The organism is Tissierella sp. P1, from assembly GCF_002266425.1.
In the GTDB taxonomy this organism is placed as follows: domain Bacteria; phylum Bacillota; class Clostridia; order Tissierellales; family Tissierellaceae; genus Tissierella; species Tissierella carlieri.
The window spans coordinates 96,048-121,443 of record NZ_NPMN01000009.1; the positions used below are offsets into that span (position 1 = coordinate 96,048).

Annotated in this window: 22 protein-coding genes; all 22 read left to right on the forward strand. The window is 32.2% G+C overall.

Annotated features, from left to right (window positions below; all coding sequences use genetic code 11):
* Position 1 precedes the first annotated feature (1 nt).
* The 22 genes from CIW83_RS08450 (at position 2) to CIW83_RS08550 (ending at position 25,364) form a co-directional block, all read left to right on the forward strand.
* Positions 2-1,549, forward strand: a complete 1,548-nt coding sequence (locus CIW83_RS08450) for an SPOCS domain-containing protein (RefSeq protein ID WP_094900404.1) — start codon at positions 2-4, stop codon at positions 1,547-1,549.
* Between the two features lie 72 nt (positions 1,550-1,621).
* On the forward strand, positions 1,622-2,476 hold the full coding sequence (gene ispE, locus CIW83_RS08455; RefSeq protein ID WP_094900405.1) for a 4-(cytidine 5'-diphospho)-2-C-methyl-D-erythritol kinase: 855 nt from the start codon (positions 1,622-1,624) through the stop codon (positions 2,474-2,476).
* 61 nt (positions 2,477-2,537) lie between these two features.
* Positions 2,538-2,747, forward strand: coding sequence for a CLC_0170 family protein (locus CIW83_RS08460; protein WP_094900406.1), 210 nt, complete (start codon positions 2,538-2,540; stop codon positions 2,745-2,747).
* An 11-nt stretch (positions 2,748-2,758) separates the two neighbouring features.
* On the forward strand, positions 2,759-4,273 hold the full coding sequence (locus tag CIW83_RS08465; RefSeq protein ID WP_094900407.1) for a spore germination protein: 1,515 nt from the start codon (positions 2,759-2,761) through the stop codon (positions 4,271-4,273).
* Entirely contained in the window at positions 4,260-5,354 is a 1,095-nt protein-coding gene (locus CIW83_RS08470) for an endospore germination permease (RefSeq protein ID WP_094900408.1), read from the forward strand. Before CIW83_RS08465 ends, CIW83_RS08470 begins: the two co-directional genes overlap by 14 nt.
* Positions 5,351-6,478, forward strand: a complete 1,128-nt coding sequence (locus CIW83_RS08475; RefSeq protein WP_094900409.1) for a Ger(x)C family spore germination protein — start codon at positions 5,351-5,353, stop codon at positions 6,476-6,478. The genes CIW83_RS08470 and CIW83_RS08475 overlap by 4 nt, the downstream gene beginning before the upstream one ends.
* Positions 6,479-6,663: 185 nt before the next feature.
* A complete protein-coding gene (gene spoIIR / locus CIW83_RS08480; RefSeq protein WP_094900410.1) occupies positions 6,664-7,362 on the forward strand; it encodes a stage II sporulation protein R in 699 nt (232 codons plus the stop codon).
* 306 nt (positions 7,363-7,668) lie between these two features.
* Complete coding sequence (gene sleB / locus CIW83_RS08485; protein WP_235601269.1) at positions 7,669-8,364, forward strand: spore cortex-lytic enzyme; 696 nt, start codon at positions 7,669-7,671, stop codon at positions 8,362-8,364.
* Between the two features lie 11 nt (positions 8,365-8,375).
* Positions 8,376-9,743, forward strand: a complete 1,368-nt coding sequence (ypeB, locus tag CIW83_RS08490) for a germination protein YpeB (protein ID WP_094900411.1) — start codon at positions 8,376-8,378, stop codon at positions 9,741-9,743.
* 159 nt (positions 9,744-9,902) lie between these two features.
* Positions 9,903-11,099 (forward strand): hypothetical protein, encoded by a 1,197-nt coding sequence (locus tag CIW83_RS08495; protein ID WP_094900412.1) that lies wholly within the window; start codon positions 9,903-9,905, stop codon positions 11,097-11,099.
* Between the two features lie 192 nt (positions 11,100-11,291).
* Positions 11,292-12,680, forward strand: a complete 1,389-nt coding sequence (locus CIW83_RS08500; RefSeq protein ID WP_094900413.1) for a sigma-54-dependent Fis family transcriptional regulator — start codon at positions 11,292-11,294, stop codon at positions 12,678-12,680.
* 355 nt (positions 12,681-13,035) lie between these two features.
* A complete protein-coding gene (locus tag CIW83_RS08505) occupies positions 13,036-14,073 on the forward strand; it encodes a zinc-binding dehydrogenase (protein ID WP_094900414.1) in 1,038 nt (345 codons plus the stop codon).
* Between the two features lie 161 nt (positions 14,074-14,234).
* On the forward strand, positions 14,235-15,485 hold the full coding sequence (gene ablA, locus CIW83_RS08510) for a lysine 2,3-aminomutase (protein ID WP_094900415.1): 1,251 nt from the start codon (positions 14,235-14,237) through the stop codon (positions 15,483-15,485).
* A gap of 159 nt (positions 15,486-15,644) precedes the next feature.
* Positions 15,645-16,673, forward strand: a complete 1,029-nt coding sequence (locus CIW83_RS08515) for a hypothetical protein (protein ID WP_235601270.1) — start codon at positions 15,645-15,647, stop codon at positions 16,671-16,673.
* Positions 16,674-16,811: 138 nt separating this feature from the next.
* Complete coding sequence (locus CIW83_RS24300) at positions 16,812-17,930, forward strand: hypothetical protein (protein WP_201259741.1); 1,119 nt, start codon at positions 16,812-16,814, stop codon at positions 17,928-17,930.
* 50 nt (positions 17,931-17,980) lie between these two features.
* The gene (locus tag CIW83_RS24305; RefSeq protein WP_255374320.1) at positions 17,981-18,295 is read left to right on the forward strand and encodes a hypothetical protein; all 315 of its coding nucleotides are present in this window, start codon (positions 17,981-17,983) and stop codon (positions 18,293-18,295) included.
* Positions 18,296-18,336: 41 nt separating this feature from the next.
* Complete coding sequence (locus CIW83_RS08525; protein ID WP_094900417.1) at positions 18,337-18,696, forward strand: four helix bundle protein; 360 nt, start codon at positions 18,337-18,339, stop codon at positions 18,694-18,696.
* A 47-nt stretch (positions 18,697-18,743) separates the two neighbouring features.
* Positions 18,744-20,297 carry a lysine 5,6-aminomutase subunit alpha gene (locus CIW83_RS08530; protein WP_094900418.1) on the forward strand — a complete coding sequence of 518 codons (1,554 nt, stop codon included), beginning with the start codon at positions 18,744-18,746 and terminating at the stop codon, positions 20,295-20,297.
* Entirely contained in the window at positions 20,297-21,055 is a 759-nt protein-coding gene (locus CIW83_RS08535; RefSeq protein WP_094900419.1) for an OAM dimerization domain-containing protein, read from the forward strand. Before CIW83_RS08530 ends, CIW83_RS08535 begins: the two co-directional genes overlap by 1 nt.
* A 124-nt stretch (positions 21,056-21,179) precedes the next feature.
* On the forward strand, positions 21,180-21,512 hold the full coding sequence (locus CIW83_RS08540) for a hypothetical protein (protein ID WP_094900420.1): 333 nt from the start codon (positions 21,180-21,182) through the stop codon (positions 21,510-21,512).
* Positions 21,513-21,670: 158 nt separating this feature from the next.
* A complete protein-coding gene (locus tag CIW83_RS08545) occupies positions 21,671-22,786 on the forward strand; it encodes a S41 family peptidase (protein WP_094900421.1) in 1,116 nt (371 codons plus the stop codon).
* 70 nt (positions 22,787-22,856) lie between these two features.
* Positions 22,857-25,364 (forward strand): sulfatase-like hydrolase/transferase, encoded by a 2,508-nt coding sequence (locus tag CIW83_RS08550; RefSeq protein ID WP_094900422.1) that lies wholly within the window; start codon positions 22,857-22,859, stop codon positions 25,362-25,364.
* Positions 25,365-25,396 lie beyond the last annotated feature (32 nt).

A 25,396-nucleotide genomic window follows, 5' to 3' on the forward strand; every position in this document is an offset into this window, starting at 1 on the left:
TATGTCGATTGAGTTAATAAAAGATGTCTTACGGATTGAAGAACTAAGAGGAAAAGAAGACACCCAAGCCTTAGTAGAAACGGAAATTTACTTAAATCCATCAAAAGCAGATCTAGGGAAGGTACTTTGGACAGACGGTCTAGTAGAAATACTTAGTACTAAAGTAATAAGAGATAGGCTAGTAATATCAGGAGTAGTAAAATTTAAAGTAGTCTATAAATCACAAGAAGAGGAAAATAATATATATACAATAGATGCTAACGCAGATTTTAGAGAGGAAATAGAAATATCAGGGATTACGGAAGATATGTCAGCAACTATAAAATCTAATATTGAATACATAGAGGAAGAGATATTAGATGAGAGAAAATTATCTCTAAAGGCCCTAGTAAGTCTTGAAGGGAAAGTAGAGCAGGTCAATAATATAGAGATAATTAAGGATATAGGAGAAAAGCAAAACCTACAGACATTAAAAGAAACCATTAAGTATAAGGAGATTTATGGTAGAGAAACATCCTATGCTATTGTAAAGGAAGCTTTTGAAATAGGGGAAGAAAAGCCAGCAATGGAAGAAATACTTAAGATGACTATACAGGCTTACGAGCAGGAAGCCACAGTGGTAGAAGATAGAATAATAGTTTCGGGTATGGTAAACGCTAGGATAGTTTATTATGGAGAAAATAGAATTGCCACAGTGGAAGAGGAAATACCTTTCAATCATTTTTTAGAAATGCCCGGAGCATTAGCTGGAGCTCAGGAAGAACTTATGATAGAAGTGGTGGAAGGAAGCTATGAGGTATTGGAGAATGATGAAGGAGAACTTAAAATATTAGACATAGAAGCAAAACTAAGAATATCAGGTCTAGCTTATTCAGAAAATGAAAAAAATCTAATAGTAGATGCATATTCAACTAAGGAAAAAATTAAAATAGGAATAGGAGAAATTAATTTAATTGAAAACATAAAAAGCACAATTCACAGAGAAAATATATTGAAAGATTTGTCTGAGTATAGAATAAAGGAAATATATAATATATCAGGGCACCCAACTATTATAGACAGCAGAATTATAGATGATGAGCTAGTAGTAGAAGGAATTCTTTCATTACATGGAATTTATCTGGACTCTGATACTGATGAAATCAATACTTTGAGAGAGGAGATTCCATATAAATATTATTTGCCTATGGAAGAAAAAGTTATAGATCCACTGATAGATATAAGTTTAGATTTAGAATCTATTAAATCAAATATGTCTAAAGATATATTTGTTATAGAAGGAGCTATAAAACATAAAATAAAAATCAATAGAAATAGATTATTATCTGTAATAAATTCATTGGAAGAAACAGGAGAGATAATAGATAAGAAAAATCGTCCTAGCATAACAATTTATATAGTACAAAGAAATGATATATTATGGGATATAGCTAAAAGATATAATACAACAATAGAAGAAATATTACAGGCGAATGAGAATTTAAGTCCAAACAATATACTGCCAGGAGAGAAAATAATCATTGAAAAAACAATAGATATATCTTTTTAAATTTGCATCTTTATAGTATCGTAGGAACTATGATATAATGGAAAGGTAAATTTTCACAAGGGAGAAGTTTAAATGAGAGAAATCGTATTAGAGTCCTACGGTAAAATCAATCTAGGTCTCGATGTATTATATAAAAGAGAAGACGGTTATCACGAAATAAGTACTATAATGCAGCAAATAAATCTTAGTGACACATTGATTATGAGAGAAATCGAAGAAGATATAGAATTAGATTGCAATAATAAAGAGCTTCCGCTAGATTCTACAAATTTAGTATATTGTGCATGGAAAAAGATGCAGGAAAAAATTGGCATAAATAAGGGTATTCAAATAAATATACACAAAAAGATTCCTATAGCAGCTGGATTGGCAGGAGGTAGTGCGAATGCAGCTGCTGTTTTAAAGGGACTAAATCAACTTTGGGGACTAAACTTAAGTGAAGAAGAATTAAGAGAAATAGGAATCGAAATTGGTGCAGATGTTCCATATTGTATTATGGGAGGAACCGCCTTAGCGGAGGGCATAGGTGAAAGATTAACGAAAATTAAGTCATTTAAAGATAAGGATATACTATTAGTTAACCCAGGTATAGGTGTTTCAACTACTGAGGTATATGGAAGTCTTAGACTAAATAAAGAAGCGAGAATGGATGTACAAAAAATAATATCTTCTATAGAAAGAGATGATATTAAATCTGTGGCAGATAATATAACTAATGTCATGGAAAAGGTAGTTATAGAAAAGAATCCTATTATATCTGAAATTAAGAGAGATATGGTGAGTTATGGTGCCTTAGGTGCTCTTATGAGTGGTAGTGGTCCAACAGTCTTTGGGCTATTCGATGATATGGATAAACTTAAATTTTGCAGGAGAATCTTAACAGAAAAATATTCTAAAGGGATAGTTCTTTTGGCAAAGACAATTTAATACTAAGATGTATATATTACCCATCTTTTGTAAAGTATATAAATTACAGGAGGTGGGTTTTTTGTTTTCTAAATTACTTCAAGCATTAAAAGGAATCATTAGTAATTATACTATTTTGATGATAATTGCTGTGGGAATCTTTACTCTAGTAGTTGATGGAAGAAGATATAAACAAAAAGGATATATGAGAGAACTAAAGATAGTTAAGATTATATCTTATTCCTATATGGTCATAGGTGGTTTGATGTTTATTCTATTATTAATGATGTAGGAGGGTAATGTATGCAAAAAATATTACTCAAAGATCTAGAGAAAAATGAAGAAGTATTTAAGACGTTATTTACTGATTGCGATGATATAATATTTAGAAAAATAGAGATAGGCGATGTTTACAGGGTAAAGATGACTTTAATATATATAGATGGATTAGTAAATAAGGAATATATTGCAGAGCATGCTATTTATTCGTTATTTATAGAAGAAGAGATAAAAACTTTCTCCCTCAAGGGCTTTAAGACCCCTTTAATAGATATAATTTCAAAAGAGACTTTGACGACCATAGATGTAAAAGAAGAATTTCATATAGATAATATAGTAAATTCAGTACTTTCTGGTGATACAGTAATCTTAATTGACAAAGTGGATAAATGTTTGGTATTTGATTCTAAGGGTTGGGCTTCTAGAAGTATTAGCGAGCCACAGACGGAAACAGTAATAAGAGGACCAAGGGATGGATTTACTGAATCAGTAAAGGTAAATATGACCTTAGTCAGAAGAAGAATAAAGGACACAAACTTAAAAATTAAGATGCAAACAGTAGGTAGAAGATCTCAGACTAGTTTAGCAATAATGTATATGGAAGATATAGTAGATAAAACCTTAGTACGAGAAGTGAATGAAAGATTAAAGTCTGTTGATATTGATGCCGTATTAGATAGTTCTATGCTGGAAAATTTAATAGAGGATAATTATATGTCTGCATTTCCTCAAATAGAGAATACAGAAAGACCAGATTCAGCGGCGGCAGCTCTCTATGAGGGCCGTGTAGTTATTATAGTAGATAATTCACCTTTTGCACTAATAGTACCTGCCACAGTAGGTACACTGCTACAATCATCAGAGGATTATTATACTAGATGGCAAGAAGCTCAGGGAGTTAGGATTTTAAGACTGATAGCAGTGGCCCTGTCCCTTCTATCTCCTGCTCTCTATATAGCTATTATCTCGTATCATCCAGGGCTGCTTCCTACAAAATTAACATATTATTTAGCAGCCAGTAGAATCAATGTACCCTTTCCAGCAGTCGTAGAAACTTTTTTAATGGAAGTTACCATCGAACTTATAAGAGAAGCTGGCACAAGGATTTCTGGCCCTATAGGTACTACCATAGGGATAGTAGGTGGGCTTATAATCGGTCAAGCAGCAGTAGAAGCAGGGATAGTAAGTGCTATTTTAATAATTATAGTAGCTATAACTACCATAGCTTCATTTGCCATACCTAGCTATGAATTTGCAGCAGGTTTAAGAGTCTGGAGATTTATACTTATTTTAGGTGCAGCTATCTTTGGGCTATACGGCATAATGCTTGGAGTTATTCTCTTAGGGACACATCTGATTAAATTAAATAGTTTTGGTGTACCATTTACATCACCATATTCAGGTTTAGGAGTAAGGACTGGTGAGCTAAAGGATACTTTAACTAAGGCACCAATTCAAGAACTTAAGGAGAGACCTACCTTCACACGACCAAGGAATAAGATAAGGATGAGGAGATCTTGGAAAGATGAGAGAAAGTAATAAAATATCAACTAAACAAATAAGGGCATTAGTAGTTTCCACCATAGTAGGAGTAGGTGTATTATCACTTCCTAATGAAGTAGCGGTACTTCTCGGTAAAGATGGATGGATAGCCATAATAATCGGTGGATTACTTATGGCTGCTGGGATTGTAATTATCAACAAATTATTTGATCTCTATCCAGATAAAGATTTCTTTGAGATAGGTGAGGAAGTGTTAGGGAAGTGGATATTTAATATATTCCTTATTTTTGTATTTTCTTATCTTGTAGCCTTGATGTCTTCTGTTGCCAGAAATCTAGATGAAATATTGAAGGCATTTCTTTTAGAGACTACACCAACTGAGATAATGATAGTGACTTTTGTACTTACTACATCCTATATAGCTAGATCTGAAATTCAAATAATTGGTAGGGCAGCATATCTTATATATCCAGTTATATTAGGATTCATAATATTTTTGATATTTGTATCATTGCCAAATTCAGATTTTACTAATATACTTCCTGTATTTCAGTCTAGTATGAAAGGCTTACCCAAGAGTATAGAGGTTAGCTTTTTTAGTTATCTTGGATTTGAAATATTATTATTTTCAATACCCTTTACTGAAGAAAGGAAAAAAACTCTTAAGGCTAGTCTTACAGGAATTGGAATTGTAATGGCTATGTATGTCATCATATTTATACTTTGTTTGTCCCAATATGGAATACATCACTTACAAAGGCAAACTTTTCCTACATTATCTATTATAAAGGAGATTGATTTGCCAGGATATTTTATAGAAAACTTAGATGAACTAGTGATGGCTATCTGGGTTTTAATTGTATTTGCAACTATGGCTTCGACCTATTACTCTGCGGGAAAGGTTCTATCAAAGTTATTTATTACAAGAGACCATAGTTTGTTTATTATACCTCTACTGCCAATTGTATATATAGTATCATTAATTCCTCAGAACATTATAGATGTAAAAAAACAATTAGGAACATTTATAAATTACTCTGGATTAGTATCAATATTTATATTACCTATATTAATTTATTGTATTGGATATATAAAGTTAAGGTGGAAAAGAAGATGAAGAAATTCAAACTAATATTAATTATAATAATTTTAACCTTTTTAACTACAGGGTGTTGGGATATGGTAGAAATAAACCAAAGATTATTTCCCTATTCCATAGGAGTAGATTTAAATGATGGAGAAGGAGAAAAATATATTATAACCATATCATATCCAAATATAAATACCATAGGAAAGAATGCAACCCAGCAGGAAAGGGTCCATGTAATATCAACTATAGCACCATCTGTTTTTCAGGGAAGCTCTCAATTACATACAAGGTTGCAATATCCATTTTATTTTAAGCATCTGAGACTGCTAGTATTAGGGCATGAAGTTGCTAGAGATGAAGAAGCAATTAGAGAAATATTAGATGGACTTAATAGAGATTTTGTTATAAATAAAAAAACACGACTTGTAATGGCAGAAGAAAAAGCCAGAGATTTACTTCTAGCTGTACCAGAAGCTAAAAGACAAGAAGTCATAGAAGGAACTCTCTTTAGTATGCTCAGACGAACAAGGACTACATCGAGATATACACCTCAAACTCTAACTGGATTCATTAAAAACACAGATATTGGAGGTGTGGCGTTGATGCCTAGGACTGCAGCTCATGGTGAAGATATAAAAGTATTTGGGGCATGTATATTTAAAAATTATGAATTCATAGGTCATTTAGGAGAACTGGAAAATAGAGCGATATCATTAATAAGAGGTAGTGTCAAGTCAGATATAATAGATGCTAAACTTGGAGATGCTGCTATATCATATTCATTAACTGATGCAAGCGCCAAAAAGAAATTAGTAAGAGAGGGAGAAAATTTAAAAGTAAGAATAGATGTGGAGTTAGAGGGAGCATTACAAGAATATATCTTAAGAGATAATCCTTTAATCGACAGTGCTAGCACACTAAAAGATATGGAAAAAGCAATAGAGACAAAATTAAAAGAAGAAATAAATAAGACTCTGAAGTTGCTGCAGAAAGAATATAAGGCAGATGCCATAGGGGTGGGAGAGTATATATCTAAATTTCATCCAAAGGTATGGAAAGAAGTATCAAAAGATTGGGATGAGATTTTTTCTCAAATGGATATAGAAGTAGCATTAACTGTTGAGATAAGAAGAAGAGGATTGGTGCAGTGACAATTGAGAGATAATTGAGAAACAGTAACTATAAAAAATGTAGAGCCTTCTGATGAACTTATATACTGAGATATAAGGCTGCACAATTTTTTATAGTTATTTTTATTGGAAAATATGTATAAAGAAACTATATTTGGCAAGAATTATAATACAAATCTAGGACAAGCAAATAGGAGGTCAAGTATATGAAATACAAAAAATTAATACTGCTATTATCCTTATTTATTATTAGTTTTACCTATATAATACACCCATTGATAGAAAATAAAGCAAAAGAAGGTTTCAAGGATGAAATTATTAGATTTCATATAAGAGCTAATAGTGATAAAGAAGAAGATCAAGCTTTAAAACTTAAAATTAGAGATGAAATATTAAAAGAAATGAATGATAAGTTCAGAGATACCAAATCTATAGGAGAAAGTAGAAGAATAATAAAAGATAATATGGAAGAGATGAAGTACATAACAGAGAGAGTAATAGAGGAAGAAGGAAGAGATTATAATGTAGCAGTGACCCTTGGACAAGATAATTTTCCTACAAGAAAGTATGGAAATTTAGTACTTCCATCGGGAGAATATGAGACATTACTCATTACACTTGGAGAAGGAAAAGGTCAAAATTGGTGGTGTGTAATGTTTCCTCCACTATGTTTTGTAGATGTTACACATTCAGTGGCTTATAATCTAGAGAAAGAATTGGAGATGACCTTAGAAGAAGAACAGCCAAAATTAAAATTAAAGTGGAAGACAGCAGAAATTGTGAAAAAATTTAAAAAAGATAAGAAAAAAGATAATAAGAAAGAAAATAATAAGAAAGAAGAATTAACCAAAGAACAAAAAATAAATGAAGTCAATAAATATAAGGAAATAATGAGCCTGCAATAATTATTATAGTTATTGCAGGTTTTAATATTTTCATGTATAAAATATGGAAATTTACTAAAAATAAGAAAAAGCTCCTATTAAAACATTTTAAAGGTAATTTTTCTTGATACCCATTGACGTAAAGTTATTTTATGAAAATAAAATATAGAGAACTTATCATTGGGTTATAAGAAGAAGCTCCTGTTAAAACATCTTTAAGGTAGCTTTTCTTGAAACCCATTGATGTAAAGTTCTTTTTATAGGGATAAAATAGGAGAGAACTTATCATTGGGCTATAGGAAAAAACAATGAAAGGAGTAAATAATCTTGAAGAAATTCATTATAATCACAACTGCTTTAACAATGTTGTTTCTTTCAGTTTTTCTTTTCTACGAGCCAACAGCCACGAACTATAATTCATTATTCAGCCCTAGAACCCTATATTGGGGAGTACAGGGGAATGATGTAAGAACAGTGCAAGATAAACTTCTCAGATGGAGATATTATGATGGCAGTGTAGATGGAATATATGGCGCAAGAACCTATAGAGCTGTTAGAAAGTTTCAAGCTAAAAATGGTTTGAAGGTAGATGGAATAGTAGGACCTTCCACTGCTAAAGCCTTAGGTATGGCAACAACTACAACTGCGGCACAGACTCAAGGTGTAAATAGAAAAGCTGATGAGTATCTTTTAGCAAGAACTATTCATGGTGAAGCAAGGGGAGAACCTTATGTAGGTAAGGTTGCCGTAGCGGCAGTAGTTCTTAACAGAACAAGAAGTTCTTCTTTTCCAAATACTATAGCTGGAGTAGTATATCAGCCTCTAGCATTTACAGCAGTAGCTGATGGACAAATAAATCTAACTCCAAATAAAGATTCCATAAAAGCAGCAAGGGATGCTTTAAATGGTTGGGATCCGACTTATGGTTGTCTCTATTATTGGAATCCAGCCACTGCCACATCCAAATGGATATGGTCTAGAAAGGTAACGCTAAAAATTGGTAAACACTGGTTTGGAATATAGGAGGTGAAATCATGAGAGATAGTCGAAGATTCATAGCACCAACTCTGCTAGGTCTTCTATTAGTCGTAGCACTTGTTTGGGGATATAATCAATATCAAGTTAGGAAACAACATGAAATAGCATTAGAAAATCACTACCAAAGACTATTCTTTGATGTGAAAAAGCATGTAGAAAATGTTCAAGTAAATTTATCCAAGGCCTTAGTAGCAGATTCAAAGGAGCAGAATATAGTATTATTTTCACAAATTATGAATGAAGCATTCTCTGCTAAAGACAAATTAGGACAGATGCCAATAACTCATGCAGAATCAGCAAAAACAGAGAAATTTTTAACGCAAGCGGCAGACTATTCATCATATTTAATACAGAGACATCTTTTGGGAGAAGGTGTAACAAAAGAACAAAGGGAAGCATTAAACAATCTTCAAACCAACTCTGCAGCATTTAACGGTGAACTTTCCAAGATTTATGATAGTCTAGCAGAATCAAATTTCGCACTGGGCTCAATGAGCAGTAAGCAGAGTAAAAAAGTAGAGCAGGGAAATCAAAAGGTATTTCAAACATCTTTGGTAACATTAGATAAACAAATGGCAAAAACTCCTGAACTGATATATGATGGACCATTTTCAGATCAAATGTTAAATAGAAAACCCGTAGGTCTTCCAGATAATGATGTATCAATGGATGAGGCCAGAAATACAGCACTAGAATTTTTTGGAAAAGATAGGGTTAGAGATATACAGGCATTTGAAGAAGGTGAGAATATGAATGAAGTTAAAATACCTTCGTACACATTCCATTTATATCCTCAAAATCAGCAAAAGGACTTAGCGGTATATATGGGTGTATCTAAAAAAGGCGGCAAAGTAGTTTGGATGGTAAATCCAAGACCAGTTTCCAATATAAAATTATCAATAAAGAATGCAGAAGACAAAGCATTGAAGTACTTAAAGGAAAAAGGTTTTGATAATATGGAGTCTAACTATTCATTAAAGTATGATGGAACCATCTTATTTAACTTTGCATATAAGGAAAAGGATGTAACAATTTATCCTGATTTAATTAAAGTAAAAGTAGCATTGGATACAGGAGAAATAGTAGGATTTGATGCATCAGCTTATTATATGAATCATCATGAGAGAAATATAGAAACTCCGCATATAGATGAAAGCGAGGCAAGATCTAAAGTTAAAGTGGATTTCAACATAGATTCTGCTAGGTTAGCTATAATACCAAAAGGAAAAAACGAGATTTTATGCTATGAATTTAAAGGAAAATATAATGATTCTGATTTTATTATTTATATAAATGCATTGGATGGTAGAGAAGAACAAATATTGCAAATAATAAAAGATGAGAATGGCACTTTAACATTCTAAGTTTAAAACAAGGACTCATTTTGAAAAATGAGTCCTTGTTTTTTTGATGACCTTGGTCACTTTTTTGTCAAATCACTTGCATACTAATGATAATACTTGATATAATGATAATAATGAGCATATACATAATATTATGCAAAAAAATCTAGGAGGGATTGTATGAAAAAAATATCGGTATTAGCATTGATATTAGCGTTATCCATATCATTAACGGGCTGTGTTGGCGGAGAATTAAAGCTATACAATGCTTTTAACAAAATGCAAGATGTAACTTCAATAGAGTCTGAGATGGAAATGGGATTTACCTTTGAAACTGAAGGGTTCTCAGAAGAAGATCAGATAATGTTAGAGCAAGTAAGTGCTATGGTAAATAATTCCAAAATCACAATGAATCAAAAGGCACAATACAACAAGGGACAGACAGTAGGCCAAGCACAAGTAGATATGAATATGAACTTTGGCGGTATGGTAATGCCTATGAATGTTTGGGTTGATATGGATATGTCAACTGATGAACTAAAAATGAAAGAAATCATAAAGATGCCTCAAATGTTAATGAATTCCATGGTTCCAAATGATCCTGAAAAACAATATTTAGTTCTTGATATGGGACAAATGATGAAAGAAGAAAGTAAAGAATTAAATTTCAATGAATTGATGAAATTTAGTAAAGAGTTCCAACCTAAATTAGCAGAGTTTATGAAAGAAATCCAAAAAGATTTTAAACCAGATATAAAAATGGTTGAAGAAAAAGGTAGCAAAGTAGTAAACAAAGAAATGTTAAACATATATGAATTGACATTAAATGATGCTACCTTAAAAGAACTTGTAAAATATGCTGTAAACTATAGCTTAGATAAAAAAGAGGTTGTTGAATTCATAAAAGAATATATGAATGCAGTAATGAAGGTAGTAACTATTCCAGAAGCAGAAAAGAAAGCAGCAGAAGCTGAAATTAAACAAGGATTAGAAGATCTTGAAAAACAATTACCAGAATTCAAAGTAAAATTCAATGAATTCATGGATAAATACGAAGATGTTAAAATCTTAGGAGATAAAGGTATAGTAATTGAATTTGGTATCAATAAAGATGGATATATAGTTCATGAAGTTGGTAATATTGACTTAAGAATAGATCTAGGTCAAATAGCTGAAGTTGTAGGAGAAAAAGCTCCAGAAATGAAAGGTATAATTAAATTAGGTATCAACTATACTTCAAAGAGCTACAATATAAATAGTAAAGATGTGAAAGTAGAAATGCCTAAAGTAGATGAAAATAATTCAATTGATTATATGAAAATGATGGAAATGCAAATGAAACAAATAGAGCAACTTCAACAAGCTCCAGCAAAATAATTATATAAAACTAGAGAACACACTTTAACAGTGTGTTCTTTTTAGTTGTAATATTTATATATTATTAGTAAAATAGATATATGATAATAATTAATAGTTTGAATTAGGCGGATATCCGCCTAATTTTAGGCATATGCCGCCCAAAATTAGGCAGAATATAAGAGGGGTTCTAAGCTTAAGGAGGATGAAGATATGAAAGATTTATTCTTTAGAGAAAATGTATTGGAAATTCTAGATTATTTAGAAGAGGGGCTACATATTATCGACAAAAATGGAATAATAGTTTATTATAATAAATTTGCTCAAGGCATAGATGGAATAGAAAGAGAGAAGGTTATAGGGAGACATTTACTTGAAGTATATCCATCCCTTACAGAAGAAACCAGTACCCTTCTCACAGTAATTCGTACAGGAGAATCCATGCATAAGAAGGAGCAAACATTTCTTAACTATAAAGGTGAAAAAATTACAACAATAAATACATCCATACCAATAACATCAAAAGGTAAAATCTTAGGAGCATTAGAAATATCTAAGGATATAACGACAGTACGTCAAATGTCGGAGAAAATAGTAGACCTTCAAAATAAATTATATAATAATAAAAAAGAAAAGAATACCATAGATAGAGCTAAAGAATCTGCTCAGTTTACCTTATTAGATATTGTAGGTGAAAACAAAGAAATGATAAGGTTGAAGTCCCTTGCACTAAAGGCGGCAGAATCAGACGCCTCTGTATTGATATCGGGAGATACTGGAACAGGAAAGGAATTATTTGTTCATTCTATTCACAATGCAAGCTCGAGGCGATATAAACCCTTTATCACACAGAATTGTGCAGCACTTCCAGGTAATCTTTTAGAAGGAATACTTTTTGGTACTATAAAGGGAGGCTTTACTGGAGCGGAAGATAGACCTGGATTGTTTGAATTAGCTCATGGAGGCACATTATTTTTAGATGAAATTAACTCTATGCCTTTAGAACTTCAATCTAAGCTCCTTAGAGTTTTACAAGATGGTACCATAAGAAGAGTGGGAGCTACAAATACAATTAAAGTTAATGTTAGAATAATTGCTGCAACGAATATATCACCAGAAGAAGCAGTGGAGAAAAGACAAATTAGGAGAGATTTGTACTACAGATTAAATGTAGTATCTTTTGAAATCCCGCCCCTTAAAGATAGAAAGGATGATATACCTGTACTTACAAGTTATTTCATTAATAAATTTAATGAGAAGTTAGGTAAAAAAGTAAAAGGTATATCCAAGGGTGTACTAAATATATTCAATAATTATGAGTGGGATGGAAATGTAAGAGAGTTGGAACATTTAATTGAAGGTATAATGAGTATATCTGATGGAGAAATAATAGATATAGAGGACCTTCCATATAAATTTAGACAGCATAAGAAAAATCATGAACTACACGAATCCTCTCTCTCAGAAATATTAGAAGAAACAGAAAGAAATTTAATAAAAGAAGCTCTAAAACAAACAGATCATAATATAACTAAAACAGCAGAATTACTAAAAATACCAAGACAAACATTACAGTATAGATTGTCAAAGCTAGGGCTTTGATTTAATGCACAATTCGCAATGCACAATTCACAGTTGTTAGGGTCTAGCTTTTAAGTCTTTTTTGCGACCTTCGGTCGCTTCCTTAATTGTGAACTGTGAACTGTGAATTGTGCATTGTCATACTGCCCAATATTCGGCACAAATTCTATTGTTAAAATCATTAAAAACCTATTTTTTCAACTCTAAATTTTTATTTCCAAAGAAAAAAATCCCCAAAACAGCTAAAACATCGTGATATAATTAACAAATGTCGTTTTATGATTTAAAATGACATTTGATTTGGCATTGGCATAGATATTGCATTATATTAATTAGTGAATAAATTTAATTTAAAATACTGGGGAGGAATGCAATTATGAAAAAAGGATGTCCATACGGTACTCATAGGGTTATTGAACCAAAGGGAGTTTTACCACAACCAGCACTTAAAATTGACAATGATATGGAAATTTATGACAACGAAATACTTATAGACGTTCAAACATTGAATGTAGACTCAGCAAGCTTTACGCAAATTAAAGAGCAGGCTAAGGGCGACATAGAAGAAATTAAAAAGATAATGAAAGGTATCGTAGCAGAAAGAGGTAAGCACCAAAATCCAGTTACAGGTTCAGGTGGAATGCTAATTGGTACAATAGAAAAAATTGGACCGGCATTAGAAGGTAAAACTGATCTTAAAGTTGGAGACAAAATAGCTACATTAGTATCTTTATCTTTAACACCATTACGTATAGATGAATTCAAAGAAATAAGACCAGATGTAGATCAAGTAGATATAGTAGGTAAGGCAATATTATTTGAATCAGGAATATATGCAGTAATTCCATCAGATATGCCTGAAAACCTAGCATTATCAGTACTAGACGTAGCAGGGGCACCAGCTCAAACAGCAAAATTAGTTAAACCTGGAGATACAGTAGTAGTTATAGGTGGAACAGGTAAATCAGGTATGCTTTGTCTATATGAAGCAAAGAAAAGAGCAGGAGTTACAGGTAAGGTTATCTGTATAGGTTCAAGAGATACTACTCTACAAAGATGTAAAGATGCTAATTTAGCAGATGTATATATCAAAGCAAATGCAACAGATGCAGTAGAAATCCTTGAAAAGGTTAAGGAAGCTACAAATGGAGAAATGGCTGATATCGTAATCAATACAGTAAATATCCCAAATACAGAAATGTCATCTATTTTAATCTGTAAAGACAGAGGAATAGTATACTTCTTCAGTATGGCTACAAGCTTTACAAAAGCAGCATTAGGAGCAGAAGGAGTAGGTAAAGACGTAACTATGATAGTAGGAAACGGATACACTAAAGACCACGCAGCAATATCACTAGAATTAATGAGAGAATCAGAATCCTTAAGAAAGATATTTACAGAGCTATACGCTTAGTCAATTCACAATTATTTGGGCAGATTTTTCGGGTCTAATTCCAATTCTCTGCCTTCTCAATTATACATTGTCTAAGTTGCGCATTGAATAAAATTGCAGGCTTCATGACGGACCTTTGAGTATGAATTAGTTAGTATTAACCTAATAAAGGAGGAGAAGTAATGCGTCATTATAGTGAAATTGAGCTTTGGAAAAATGTTACTGAAGAAGAATGGAATGACTGGAAATGGCAAGTTAGAAATAGAGTAACCGATGTAACTACACTAAGACAAATAATAAACTTAACAGAGGAAGAAGAAAAGAACATCGGTAAGGTAATGGAGAAATTTAGAGTAGGTATTACACCATATTATGCATCTCTAATGGATCCAGATGATCCGCATTGTCCAGTTAGAATGCAAGCAGTACCTACATTAATGGAAACTCATATTAGCTCATCTGACCTTGAAGATCCATTAGATGAAGATGAAGATTCACCCGTACCAGGATTAACCCATAGATATCCTGATAGAGTATTATTCCTAATTACAGACCAATGTTCTATGTACTGTAGACACTGTACTAGAAGAAGATTTGCAGGACAAAATGATATGGGAGTGCCTAGAGACAGAATAGATGCATGTATAGAGTACATTAGAAATACTCCACAAGTAAGAGATGTATTACTTTCAGGTGGAGATGCTCTACTAGTAGGAGATGATGTGTTAGAATATATCATCAAAAAACTAAGAGAAATTCCACATGTAGAAATAGTTAGAATCGGAAGTCGTACACCAGTAGTATTGCCACAAAGAATTACAGATGATTTAGTTAACATGCTAAAGAAATATCATCCAATTTGGTTAAATACTCACTTTAACCATCCAAAGGAAATCACTGCTGAATCAAAGACAGCCTGTGAAAAATTAGCAAATGCTGGTATTCCACTTGGTAATCAATCAGTATTGCTTAGAGGAATTAATGATTGTCCACATATAATGAAAGACTTAGTACATGGATTAGTTAAGATGAGAGTAAGACCTTACTATATCTATCAATGTGACCTTTCTATGGGAATTGAACATTTTAGAACAAAAGTATCAAAAGGTATAGAAATAATAGAAGCATTAAGAGGACATACATCAGGATATGCAGTGCCAACATTTGTAGTTGATGCTCCTGGCGGAGGAGGAAAAACCCCAGTAATGCCTCAATATGTAATATCACAATCACCAACTAAGGTAGTATTAAGAAACTACGAAGGTATAATCACAACATATACAGAACCACAAATGATAGAAGAGCCATGTAATTGTCCTGTATGTAAAGGTGAAAGAGAAGGCAGAATCACAGGAGTTGCAGAACTACTTCAAGGACCAGAGGTAAAAGCTCTAGAACCAAGCTATCTAGAAAGAAGACATAGAAAAGACTAATTCACAATGCATAGCTTAAATAAATTTACAATTCACAATGCACAATTCACAGCTAGTGAAGCGATCAAAGGTCGCAAAAAAAGACTCCATAACCAGATCCTAATAATTGTGAAATGTGAACCGTGAATTGTGAATTGAAAAAAACTGGGGGTTTTTATCATGCTAGAACTAATAAATGGTAAGTACAAAACAATATCTATAGTAGGAATGTCTAAAAATAGTGGAAAGACTGTAGCATTAAACCATTTAATAGGGGAAGCTATTGACGAGGGGCTTTCTATTGGTATTACATCCATAGGTCGTGATGGAGAATCTCTAGATATAGTAACAGAAACAGAGAAGCCGCGTATCTTTGTAGAAGAAGGCACTCTTATAGCTACAGCTACAGGAATGCTAGATCTAGGAGATGCTAACATAGAGATTATAAGTGTGACAGAATATAGAACACCTTTAGGTGAAATAATAATAGGCAGAGTAAGGGATGGGGGCTATGTTCAAATAGCAGGCCCCCAGCGCCTTTCTGAAATAAAAGCAGTCTCTGATATTATGTTAAATCTTGGTGCCAAATTTGTCATCATAGATGGAGCCCTTGACAGGCTATCCCAAGCAGCTCCAGCTATATCAGAGGCTACTATTTTATCTACAGGAGCTGTATTATCTAGAGATGTAAATAAAGTAATAGAAGAAACAATTCATGTGGTGAATACATTAGGACTTCCAGCTATTGAAGATCATGATGTAAGGGAAATCACTAGAAATATTATAAATGAAAATCAAATAGCAGTAATAAATGAAAATAATCAAGTAGATATCATCCCATTAAAAACAGCATTAAATGGAGGCGCAATAATAGGAGATCACCTAAGAGACGATTCAAAATACTTAGTAATTCCAGGTTCTTTGGTGAAAAATACTCTAGAGGATTTAACTAGATCAACAAGAAGATATAAAAATATAGAGATAGTAATTACGGACGGTACAAAAATATTTATAAATCCTAAGGATTGGCTGAAATTTATGAGGCAAGGTGTTAAGGTCAAAGTTCTGGATAAAATAAATTTAGTAGGAATAACGGTAAATCCGTATGCACCCCAAGGATATTACTTTGAACCGGCAGAATTCTTATTTAAAATGCAATCCTATATAAAGAATATTCCAGTAATGGATTTGATATTAGGTGGTGAATAGAATGATATTTATGGATGAAGTGACTCAAGAATCCTTAGATTTTCAATATATATTAAATAAGATATCCACTCTTACACCCTATGGATGATGTATAAAGGAAGGCTTAAAGCATTTGAATTAGGTAGAGAAAGAGAACTAATGGAGGAACTAGATAAGATAGAAGCTTATTTGCCATCAGTTTACAATAAAGAGATAAGAAGGGAGTTTAACAATATCTTTGCTCATATAAAGGATTTAAGAACCTCGACTAGACGGGCTATGGAGGGATTTATCCTCACAGAAGTAGAGTTATTTGAGATAAAAAACTTTCTTTTTTTAATTAGAGACCTAAGTGAATTAATAAAGAAAAATAATATACCAATCTTTGATGATACAGAAATTAAACCAATAGAATCCTTAGAAAAGCTTTTAGATCCTGAAAACACAGGAATATCAACATTTTATATATATGATACCTACTCTGATGAGTTGAAACAAATTAGAGAAAAGAAGCGTGAAGCAGATAAAGAAATAAAATTAAAGAAAAAAGAACTTAAGGATACAATAAAGGAAAAGTTAAATCTAGATCTGAGACCTGATTCATCTGTAGTCATATCCAAGGATAAGAAGGAACTAATAGAAAAAATCCAAAACTACTCTCATCTTACCTATGTTTCAGAAACCTATATGAATATAAAGTTTACTATAAAGCCAACGGAAAAAATGAATCAATTAGAACGAGAAGTTCTTATTTTAAAGGACAAAGAAGAAAGAGAAGAGCTGAGAATAAGAGAAAATCTTTCTAAGGAAATTGGTAAGAGGAGAAGAGAAATATTTAGAAATATGGCAAGTATAGGTAAGCTAGATTTAATCCTTGGTAAAGCAAAATATGCCCTAGATATAAATGGAGTAAAACCAGATATAGTAGAAGAACATGAAATAGAAATCATCGATGGAATTCATCCAAAGGTGGCTGATTTTCTGAAAGAAAAAGAATTAAGCTTTACTCCCGTATCCATATTTTTAAAAGAAGGGGTAGCTTGCATTACAGGAGCCAATATGGGAGGTAAAACAATTAGTCTAAAGTTAGTGGGACTATTGTCAGTCATGGCACAATATGGATTATTTGTACCAGCCAAAAGAATGAAATTAGGTTTAAATCAATTTATAAAATCTTCCATTGGAGATATGCAATCCACGGACTCAGGACTATCTACATTTGGCGGAGAAATTAAAATAGTTGGAGAAGCCATATCTAAATCGAATGAAAAGGGCTAATTCTCATAGATGAATTAGCAAGGGGTACTAACCCAGAGGAAGGTTATGCTATATCCAAAGCAATAGTTGACTATCTAAAGGACAAAAATTCCATAACACTATTAACTACACATTATGATAATGTAGCAAATCTAGACAATGTAGTTCACCTACAAGTAGTAGGACTATCTCAAATAAATATATTTGATTTGGCAAAAGAGATGGATTCCCATGAGAAAATGGAGATAATTAACAAATACATGGACTACAGCCTGAGAGTAGTAGAAAAAGACACTGCAGTTCCTAAGGATGCATTAAATATAGCTAGAATAATGGGATTGGATGAAGAAATACTTAAGCTGGCGGAAAAATACTTAGACAATTAACAAAGAACGATTAACAAAGAACAATTAAAAGAGGTGATGTAGTGAATAATAATCTGATTGAAGATAAAACATTTAAATTTGCAATTGATACGATAAATATATATAAATATTTATCAGGCAAGAATGAATTTATAATGTCTAAACAAATATTAAGGTCTGGAACTAGTATAGGAGCAAATGTAAAAGAAGGAATTAAAGGACAAAGTAAAAGAGATTTTTTATCTAAAATGTATATTTCCCTAAAAGAGGCTAATGAGACTGAATATTGGATTCAATTATTAATTGCTACAGGTTATCTAGATAAATTAAAGCATGATCAATATTTATTAGATTGCCAAGAAATCTGTAGAATATTACACTCTATTGTTAAAACAACAAAAGAAAATCTTTTGAATTGTTAATTGTTATCTGTTAATTGTTAATTGAAATGACAAAGGAGTGATAAAATATGTCCAAGTTAAATCTTGATCAAAAACTAATAGAAAGTTCAAGAAATGCGGCTAGAAATATAGCAGATGAGGTACAAAAATTTATAGATGCTCATACTACAACTGCAACAGAAAGGACAATAGCAAGACTTCTAGGAATAGATGGAGTAGATGAAATCGAAAAACCTCTTCCAAACGTAGTTGTAGATAATATTAAAGAAGGCGGAGGACTAGAAAGAGGTGCGGCATATTGGATAGGGAATGCAGTAGTAAATACAGGGCTTACACCTCAAGAAGTAGCAGAAAAAATAGCAGCAGGAGAAATAGATATTACAAGACTTCCAGCTGCTGATGAAAGCAAAATAAAAGAAGTAATATATGAAATAGCAGAAAAGACAGTAGAAAGAATTAAAACAAATAGAAATAAAAGAAATGAATATCTAGGCACAATAGGTGAAGGAAAAAAACCATATCTATATGTAATAGTAGCTACAGGAAATATCTATGAGGATATAGTCCAAGCACAGGCAGCAGCTCGTCAAGGTGCTGATGTTATAGCTGTTATTAGAACTACTGGACAATCCTTACTTGACTACGTACCATATGGACCAACGACTGAAGGTTTTGGTGGAACATATGCAACTCAAGAAAACTTCAGACTAATGAGAAGAGCATTAGATGAAGTAGGTGAAGAGGTAGGCAGATATATTAGATTATGTAACTACTGCTCAGGACTTTGTATGCCAGAGATAGCGGCAATGGGAGCTAGTGAAAGATTAGATATGATGCTAAATGATGCATTATACGGTATTCTATTTAGAGATATTAATATGCAAAGAACCTTAGTAGACCAATATTTCTCAAGAATAATCAATGGATTCGCAGGAATTATTATAAATACTGGAGAAGACAATTACTTAACCACTGATGATGCAGTAGAAGCGGCACATACAGTATTAGCATCACAATTTATAAATGAACAATTTGCAATTAAAGCAGGTATACCAGAAGAACAAATGGGTCTTGGTCACGCATTTGAAATGGACCCAACAGTAGAAAATGGATTTTTACTAGAATTGTCTCAAGCTCAAATGGCTAGAGAAATATTCCCTAAAGCACCGTTAAAATACATGCCCCCAACAAAATTTATGACAGGAAATATATTTAAAGGTCATGTACAAAATGCTATGTTTAATATGGTATCAATTATGACCAACCAAGGTATCCAATTATTAGGAATGCTAACAGAAGCAATTCATACACCACATTTACAGGATAGATATCTATCTATAGAAAATGCTCAATATATATTCAATAATGCAAGAGGCCTAGGAGATGAAATAGAATTTAAAGAAGGCGGAATTATTCAAACTAGAGCCCAAGAAGTATTGAAAAATGCAGAAGCACTTCTAACTCAGATAGAAAAAGAAGGGTTATTTCAAACTATAGAACAAGGTAAATTTGGTGGAGTAAAAAGATCACGTACAGGTGGAAAGGGTCTAGATGGAGTAGCTAAGAAGGACTCAGGATATTTCAATCCATTTATTGAATTGATGCTTGGAGGTGACAGATAATGGTGGAAATTGCAAAAGTAGATTTAACACAAGTAAAACCTTACGGAGATACGATGAATGACGGAATGGTACAGCTAGGATTTTCACTTCCAGTACCAGCTGGAGATGAGGCTGTAGAAGCAGCTCGCCAACTAGCTAGAAAGATGGGCTTTGATGAACCATCAGTGGTGTATTCAAAGGATTTAGGAGTAGGATATACTTATTTCGTAGTATATGGTAAATGCACACACACAATAGATTTTACTAAAATAGAAGTACCAAAGGTAGATGTAGATGTATTATCTAAAGAAGAAGTAGAGCAATATATTAAAGATAATATAAAGAGAAAAGTAATTATAGTTGGTGCTTGTACAGGTACAGATGCCCATACAGTAGGTATTGATGCCATAATGAATATGAAAGGCTATGCAGGGCATTATGGACTAGAAAGATATGAAGGAGTAGAGGCATATAACCTAGGCTCCCAAGTACCAAATGAAGAGTTAGTAGCGAAGGCAATAGAGCTAAATGCAGATGCTATCTTAGTATCACAAGTAGTTACACAAAAAGATGTTCACATACCAAACCTTACACAATTAGTAGAATTACTAGAAGCAGAAGGTATCAGAGATAAAGTAGTACTTACATGCGGAGGTCCAAGAATCAGCCACGAATTAGCCAAAGAACTAGGCTATGACGCAGGCTTCGGCACAGGTTCCTTTGCAGAAGATGTGGCTACATTTGTAGTTACAGAAATAGTAAATAGAGAATTGATTTAAGATTAAGGGACAGAACTTTGCGGGATAATCTATCTTGCTGAGGAATGTCCTTAATTTTTTCATTGTATAAAGTAATCTATAAATGATATAATCTATTTAAGGATAAACGAGGAGGAGAATCTATATGGATGAAAAAGTTTATGACTTACTAGAAAAACTTTATGCTGAAGTGTTGAACGTAAAAACAGAGCTAAAGGAAGAAATCCAAGGAGTAAGAACAGAATTAAAGGAAGAAATCCAAGAACTCAGGGACACAATGGCAACAAAGGCAGAACTACAAGAAATAAAGAATACTATGGCAACGAAGGAAGACCTTGAACTGGTAGTTGAAGAACTAAAAACAGAGATACAATCCGTATATGATGAGGTAAAAGAATTGCGTAATGATTTTAATATATTAGAAATAGTGACGACTAAAAGTGCCCTTGATATAGCAAAATTAAAGGCAGTAAGATAAATAGGAAGAGTCAGGAAAGATAGAGCGAAGTATCTTTCCTGACTTATTTTTTATATACCTCTATTTTAGTTCTTTGTTCCATAGTTGACCTCAATACAATAATGCTGTAAAATAATAAGAATAAGGCTCAAAGGTGCTAACTAAAAGGAGGCAATAAAATGAATAAAAATAAATCTAAAATTATAATCTTTGCCCTAATTTTAACATTAATTATCCCAAGCTTTGCACTAGCAGAAACACAAAGTAGCCCACCAGAATTAAAGGCGGATTTAATATTTTTCGAAGAAGTCTTAGAATATGTCAAAGATTCTTATCCATTTGAAGTTGATGAGAGTAAGCTAATAGAAGCGGCATTAAAAGGGATGCTCCAATCCATAGACCCTTATAGTAACTATTATACAGTAGAGGAGTCAGCTAGTGTATATAAAAGCCTAATGGGTACTTTTAGTGGAATTGGCATACACATAGAAGAAAAGGACGGATATATAAATGTAAGAGATATTATTAAAAGCCAACCTGCAGAAAAAGCTGGAGTAAAGAAAGATGATCTAATCGTATCAGTAGATGATGTAGATATCAAAGATCTTGGATTAGAAAAAGTATCCAGTATGATACAAGGACCGAAGGATACAAAAGTAAAACTAGGTATTCAAAGAGAAGGGAAAATCTTAACAATTGAAATAGTAAGAGACACAATTTCAATCACACCTGTACACTATAAAATTTTAGAAAACAAAATAGGTTATTTACAAATAGATGAATTCAATACACAGACTACCCAAGAAGTAAAGAAAGCACTTCAAGAATTTGATAATAAAAATGTAACAAAGGTAATATTAGATTTAAGAGATAATCCTGGAGGACAGCTTACACAGGCAATATCAATAGCTAAATTGTTTGTGCCAAAGGGTGATGTAGTTCATATAAGGGCAAAAAATCAACCATTAGAGACATATACTTCAACCCTTGAGAAAATAAAATACAAATTAGTAGTATTAGTAAATGAAAATTCAGCATCTGCATCTGAAATAGTAGCAGGAGCCATAAAGGATAGAAAAGCAGGAACCTTAGTAGGGACAAAAACCTTTGGAAAAGGTATAGTACAATCTCTATTGCCTATTGAAGATGGAAGTTTAATAAAGTTAACAACATCAGAATATCTAACTCCAAATAAGACCTCAATACATGGAAAGGGAATAGAGCCAGATATAAAAGTAGAGAACACAGAAAAAGAAGATTTGCAGTTAAAAAAGGCATTAGAAATATTAAAATAGGATTATTAAAAATTAAATAAACAAGGGGACGGAATTAATCGTCCCCTATTGTATTAGTTTGGAGGCAGAAATGATTTTATCAATTTTATTTATACTAAAAACAATACTATTTTTAAATATTACCAATGTTGAATTTAATAAAATTTTAATATTAATCATAACGTCCATGACCACAATAGGGATTATATCTTTAATTAATCAAACAAAGCTAAAATATAAAAATCTAATTATAATGATTTTTTATAGTGTAGTTTCATTTATAATGTTTCTAGATGTAGTTTATTATAGTCAATTCTATGCATTACCTTCTGTATCAATGTTAGGACAGGCTAAGCAACTTACAGCAGTGGGAGATAATATAAAAAGCCTGATAAATATAAAAAATCTATTAATCATATTAGATATACCTATACTAATTTTTATTTTAGCATATTCCAAGAAAATTAATTTAAAAAGGATAAAAAAAACTTCCGCTTTTGTCCCTTACATTAATCATATAATATTTACGATTCTTGCTTTCGCAATAATTCATGGCAATACTATAGGACAAATAGAATCATTAATGGCACAAGAACCATATTTTTTTCATGCTACAGATATAGCTAAAAATATTAATTCCTCTAAAAATGAAGGAAATATTATATTTACAGAAGAAGACTTAGAGTCAATAAAACTTCGTACAAACTTAAAAGATGGTAAATTAACTGGAATAGGAAAAAATAAAAACCTTATAGTACTACAGGTAGAAGCATTGCAAAATTTTGTAATAAATTTGAATTACAATAATCAAGAAATTACACCAAATTTAAATAGATTAATGAATGATAAATCTTCCGTATATTACGATAAATATTATCAGCTTATAGGTAGGGGTAATACCTCTGATGCGGAATTCGTAAGTCACAATTCTTTACATCCATCCTTGGAAGAGCCTAGCTATACCAAATATGAGAATAATACATTTTATGGTCTTCCTTGGTTGTTGAGAGATCAAGGCTATACTGCTTGGGCTATGCATGGATATAAAAAGGAATTTTGGAATAGAGAAAAAGCCTATGTGAGTCAAGGTTTCCAAAGATTTATATCTGAAGAGGATTATAAATTTGAAAAGACTATTGGATTTGGAATAAGAGATGAAGACTTCTTTAAGCAAAATATAGAATATTTAAAGGAATTAGATAGTATAGATAATAATCCATTTTACGCCTTTATTATAACCCTTACATCTCATTCACCTTTTAATATTCCAGAAGAATATCAAATGCTAAAAATTAAGCCAGAGCATGAAGGCACAATTTTAGGTAATTATCTACAATCAATACATTATGCAGATAAGGAAATAGGTAAATTTATAGAAGAATTAAAGAATGAAGGGCTATATGAAGATACAGTTATTGCTGTGTATGGAGATCATTTTGCAATACAAAGCGGAGATAATGAAGTAGATAATATGATGACAGAGCTTCTAGGATATAAATATGATTATGATTCTATGATGAATATACCACTTATTATTCATGTGCCGGGAGGGGAGATTCATGAAACCATTTCTACAGTAGGAAGCCCCATGGATTTCTACCCAACTATTTTAAATATAATGGGATATAAAAATGAAAAGGGCTTAATGCTTGGAAGAGATTTGACAAATTATGAAGACAAAAACTATGTATTTCCACAAACATATTTATTAAAAGGGTCATTTATATCTGAGGATACAATGTTTGTAATGGCAAGAGATGGATTATTTGACCATAGCAAGGCCTATGGCTTAAATACAAGGGAAGAAATAGATAAGGATAAATTTCGTTCCATGTATGATAAAATAATTGAAGAAATCAATAACTCAGACTTTATACTAAAGAAAAACTTATTGAAATATTATATAGAGAATAATGGAGAAGTAGATTTAGAGGCTTTAACAGAAGCGGAAATATTAAAGGATAAAAAGATAGATTCGTTCTATTTTAATTCCTTAGAAGAATTGAATAAGGCCTATGATAAAGGACGTAGGCTATTAGCAGTGGATATAGAATTAACTACAGATGATAGGATAATCTTATTGAAGGATTGGTATTGGTACTATAACAATCTCTTTGAAGACCCAAAGGATAGAAGGTTGACTTTAGAAGAATTTAAAGGACTAAAAATGAAAAAAGATCAAAGTCAAATGACAATAGAGGATCTTATAAAATGGATGGAAGAACACGAAGATGCATACATTATTCTGCGTCATGGAGAGCCAGATACTAAAGTATTCGTCAAAGCTTTTACAGAATATCCAATGCTAATAGATAGATGTATAGTGGAAATAAAAAACTTCCGTCAATATTTAACAGTAACATATAGGGGATTTAACAAGGTAATATTAAATCCTACAAAGGAGAACTACACAGATGAGGAAATATTGGACTTTGTTACAATGCACCCCCATGTAGGAGTAATATTAGATAAAGACAGAGCAAAGACAAATCTACCAGATAAATTAAAGGAGAAGGGACTACCAACCTATGTAGATGGACCGACTAACGGATTGACAAAGTTAATCCTTAGAGGAAAAGTGAAAGGATTTGTGGAATAAAAAGGCAGCTAGGATTTCCTAGCTGCCTTAAC

What these genes read in the sequence shown, in the direction of transcription:
- CIW83_RS08475 (WP_094900409.1), top strand. Translation starts at nt 5,351, where the DNA reads ATGAAGAAATTCAAACTAATATTAATTATAATAATTTTAACCTTTTTA.
- CIW83_RS08550 (WP_094900422.1), top strand. Translation starts at nt 22,857, where the DNA reads ATGATTTTATCAATTTTATTTATACTAAAAACAATACTATTTTTAAAT.
- CIW83_RS08530 (WP_094900418.1), top strand. Translation starts at nt 18,744, where the DNA reads ATGTCCAAGTTAAATCTTGATCAAAAACTAATAGAAAGTTCAAGAAAT.
- ablA (WP_094900415.1), top strand. Translation starts at nt 14,235, where the DNA reads ATGCGTCATTATAGTGAAATTGAGCTTTGGAAAAATGTTACTGAAGAA.
- CIW83_RS08495 (WP_094900412.1), top strand. Translation starts at nt 9,903, where the DNA reads ATGAAAAAAATATCGGTATTAGCATTGATATTAGCGTTATCCATATCA.
- CIW83_RS08535 (WP_094900419.1), top strand. Translation starts at nt 20,297, where the DNA reads ATGGTGGAAATTGCAAAAGTAGATTTAACACAAGTAAAACCTTACGGA.
- CIW83_RS08505 (WP_094900414.1), top strand. Translation starts at nt 13,036, where the DNA reads ATGAAAAAAGGATGTCCATACGGTACTCATAGGGTTATTGAACCAAAG.
- CIW83_RS08500 (WP_094900413.1), top strand. Translation starts at nt 11,292, where the DNA reads ATGAAAGATTTATTCTTTAGAGAAAATGTATTGGAAATTCTAGATTAT.
- spoIIR (WP_094900410.1), top strand. Translation starts at nt 6,664, where the DNA reads ATGAAATACAAAAAATTAATACTGCTATTATCCTTATTTATTATTAGT.
- CIW83_RS08545 (WP_094900421.1), top strand. Translation starts at nt 21,671, where the DNA reads ATGAATAAAAATAAATCTAAAATTATAATCTTTGCCCTAATTTTAACA.
- CIW83_RS24300 (WP_201259741.1), top strand. Translation starts at nt 16,812, where the DNA reads ATGGAGGAACTAGATAAGATAGAAGCTTATTTGCCATCAGTTTACAAT.
- CIW83_RS08450 (WP_094900404.1), top strand. Translation starts at nt 2, where the DNA reads ATGTCGATTGAGTTAATAAAAGATGTCTTACGGATTGAAGAACTAAGA.
- ispE (WP_094900405.1), top strand. Translation starts at nt 1,622, where the DNA reads ATGAGAGAAATCGTATTAGAGTCCTACGGTAAAATCAATCTAGGTCTC.
- CIW83_RS08465 (WP_094900407.1), top strand. Translation starts at nt 2,759, where the DNA reads ATGCAAAAAATATTACTCAAAGATCTAGAGAAAAATGAAGAAGTATTT.
- CIW83_RS08515 (WP_235601270.1), top strand. Translation starts at nt 15,645, where the DNA reads ATGCTAGAACTAATAAATGGTAAGTACAAAACAATATCTATAGTAGGA.
- CIW83_RS08540 (WP_094900420.1), top strand. Translation starts at nt 21,180, where the DNA reads ATGGATGAAAAAGTTTATGACTTACTAGAAAAACTTTATGCTGAAGTG.
- ypeB (WP_094900411.1), top strand. Translation starts at nt 8,376, where the DNA reads ATGAGAGATAGTCGAAGATTCATAGCACCAACTCTGCTAGGTCTTCTA.
- CIW83_RS08470 (WP_094900408.1), top strand. Translation starts at nt 4,260, where the DNA reads ATGAGAGAAAGTAATAAAATATCAACTAAACAAATAAGGGCATTAGTA.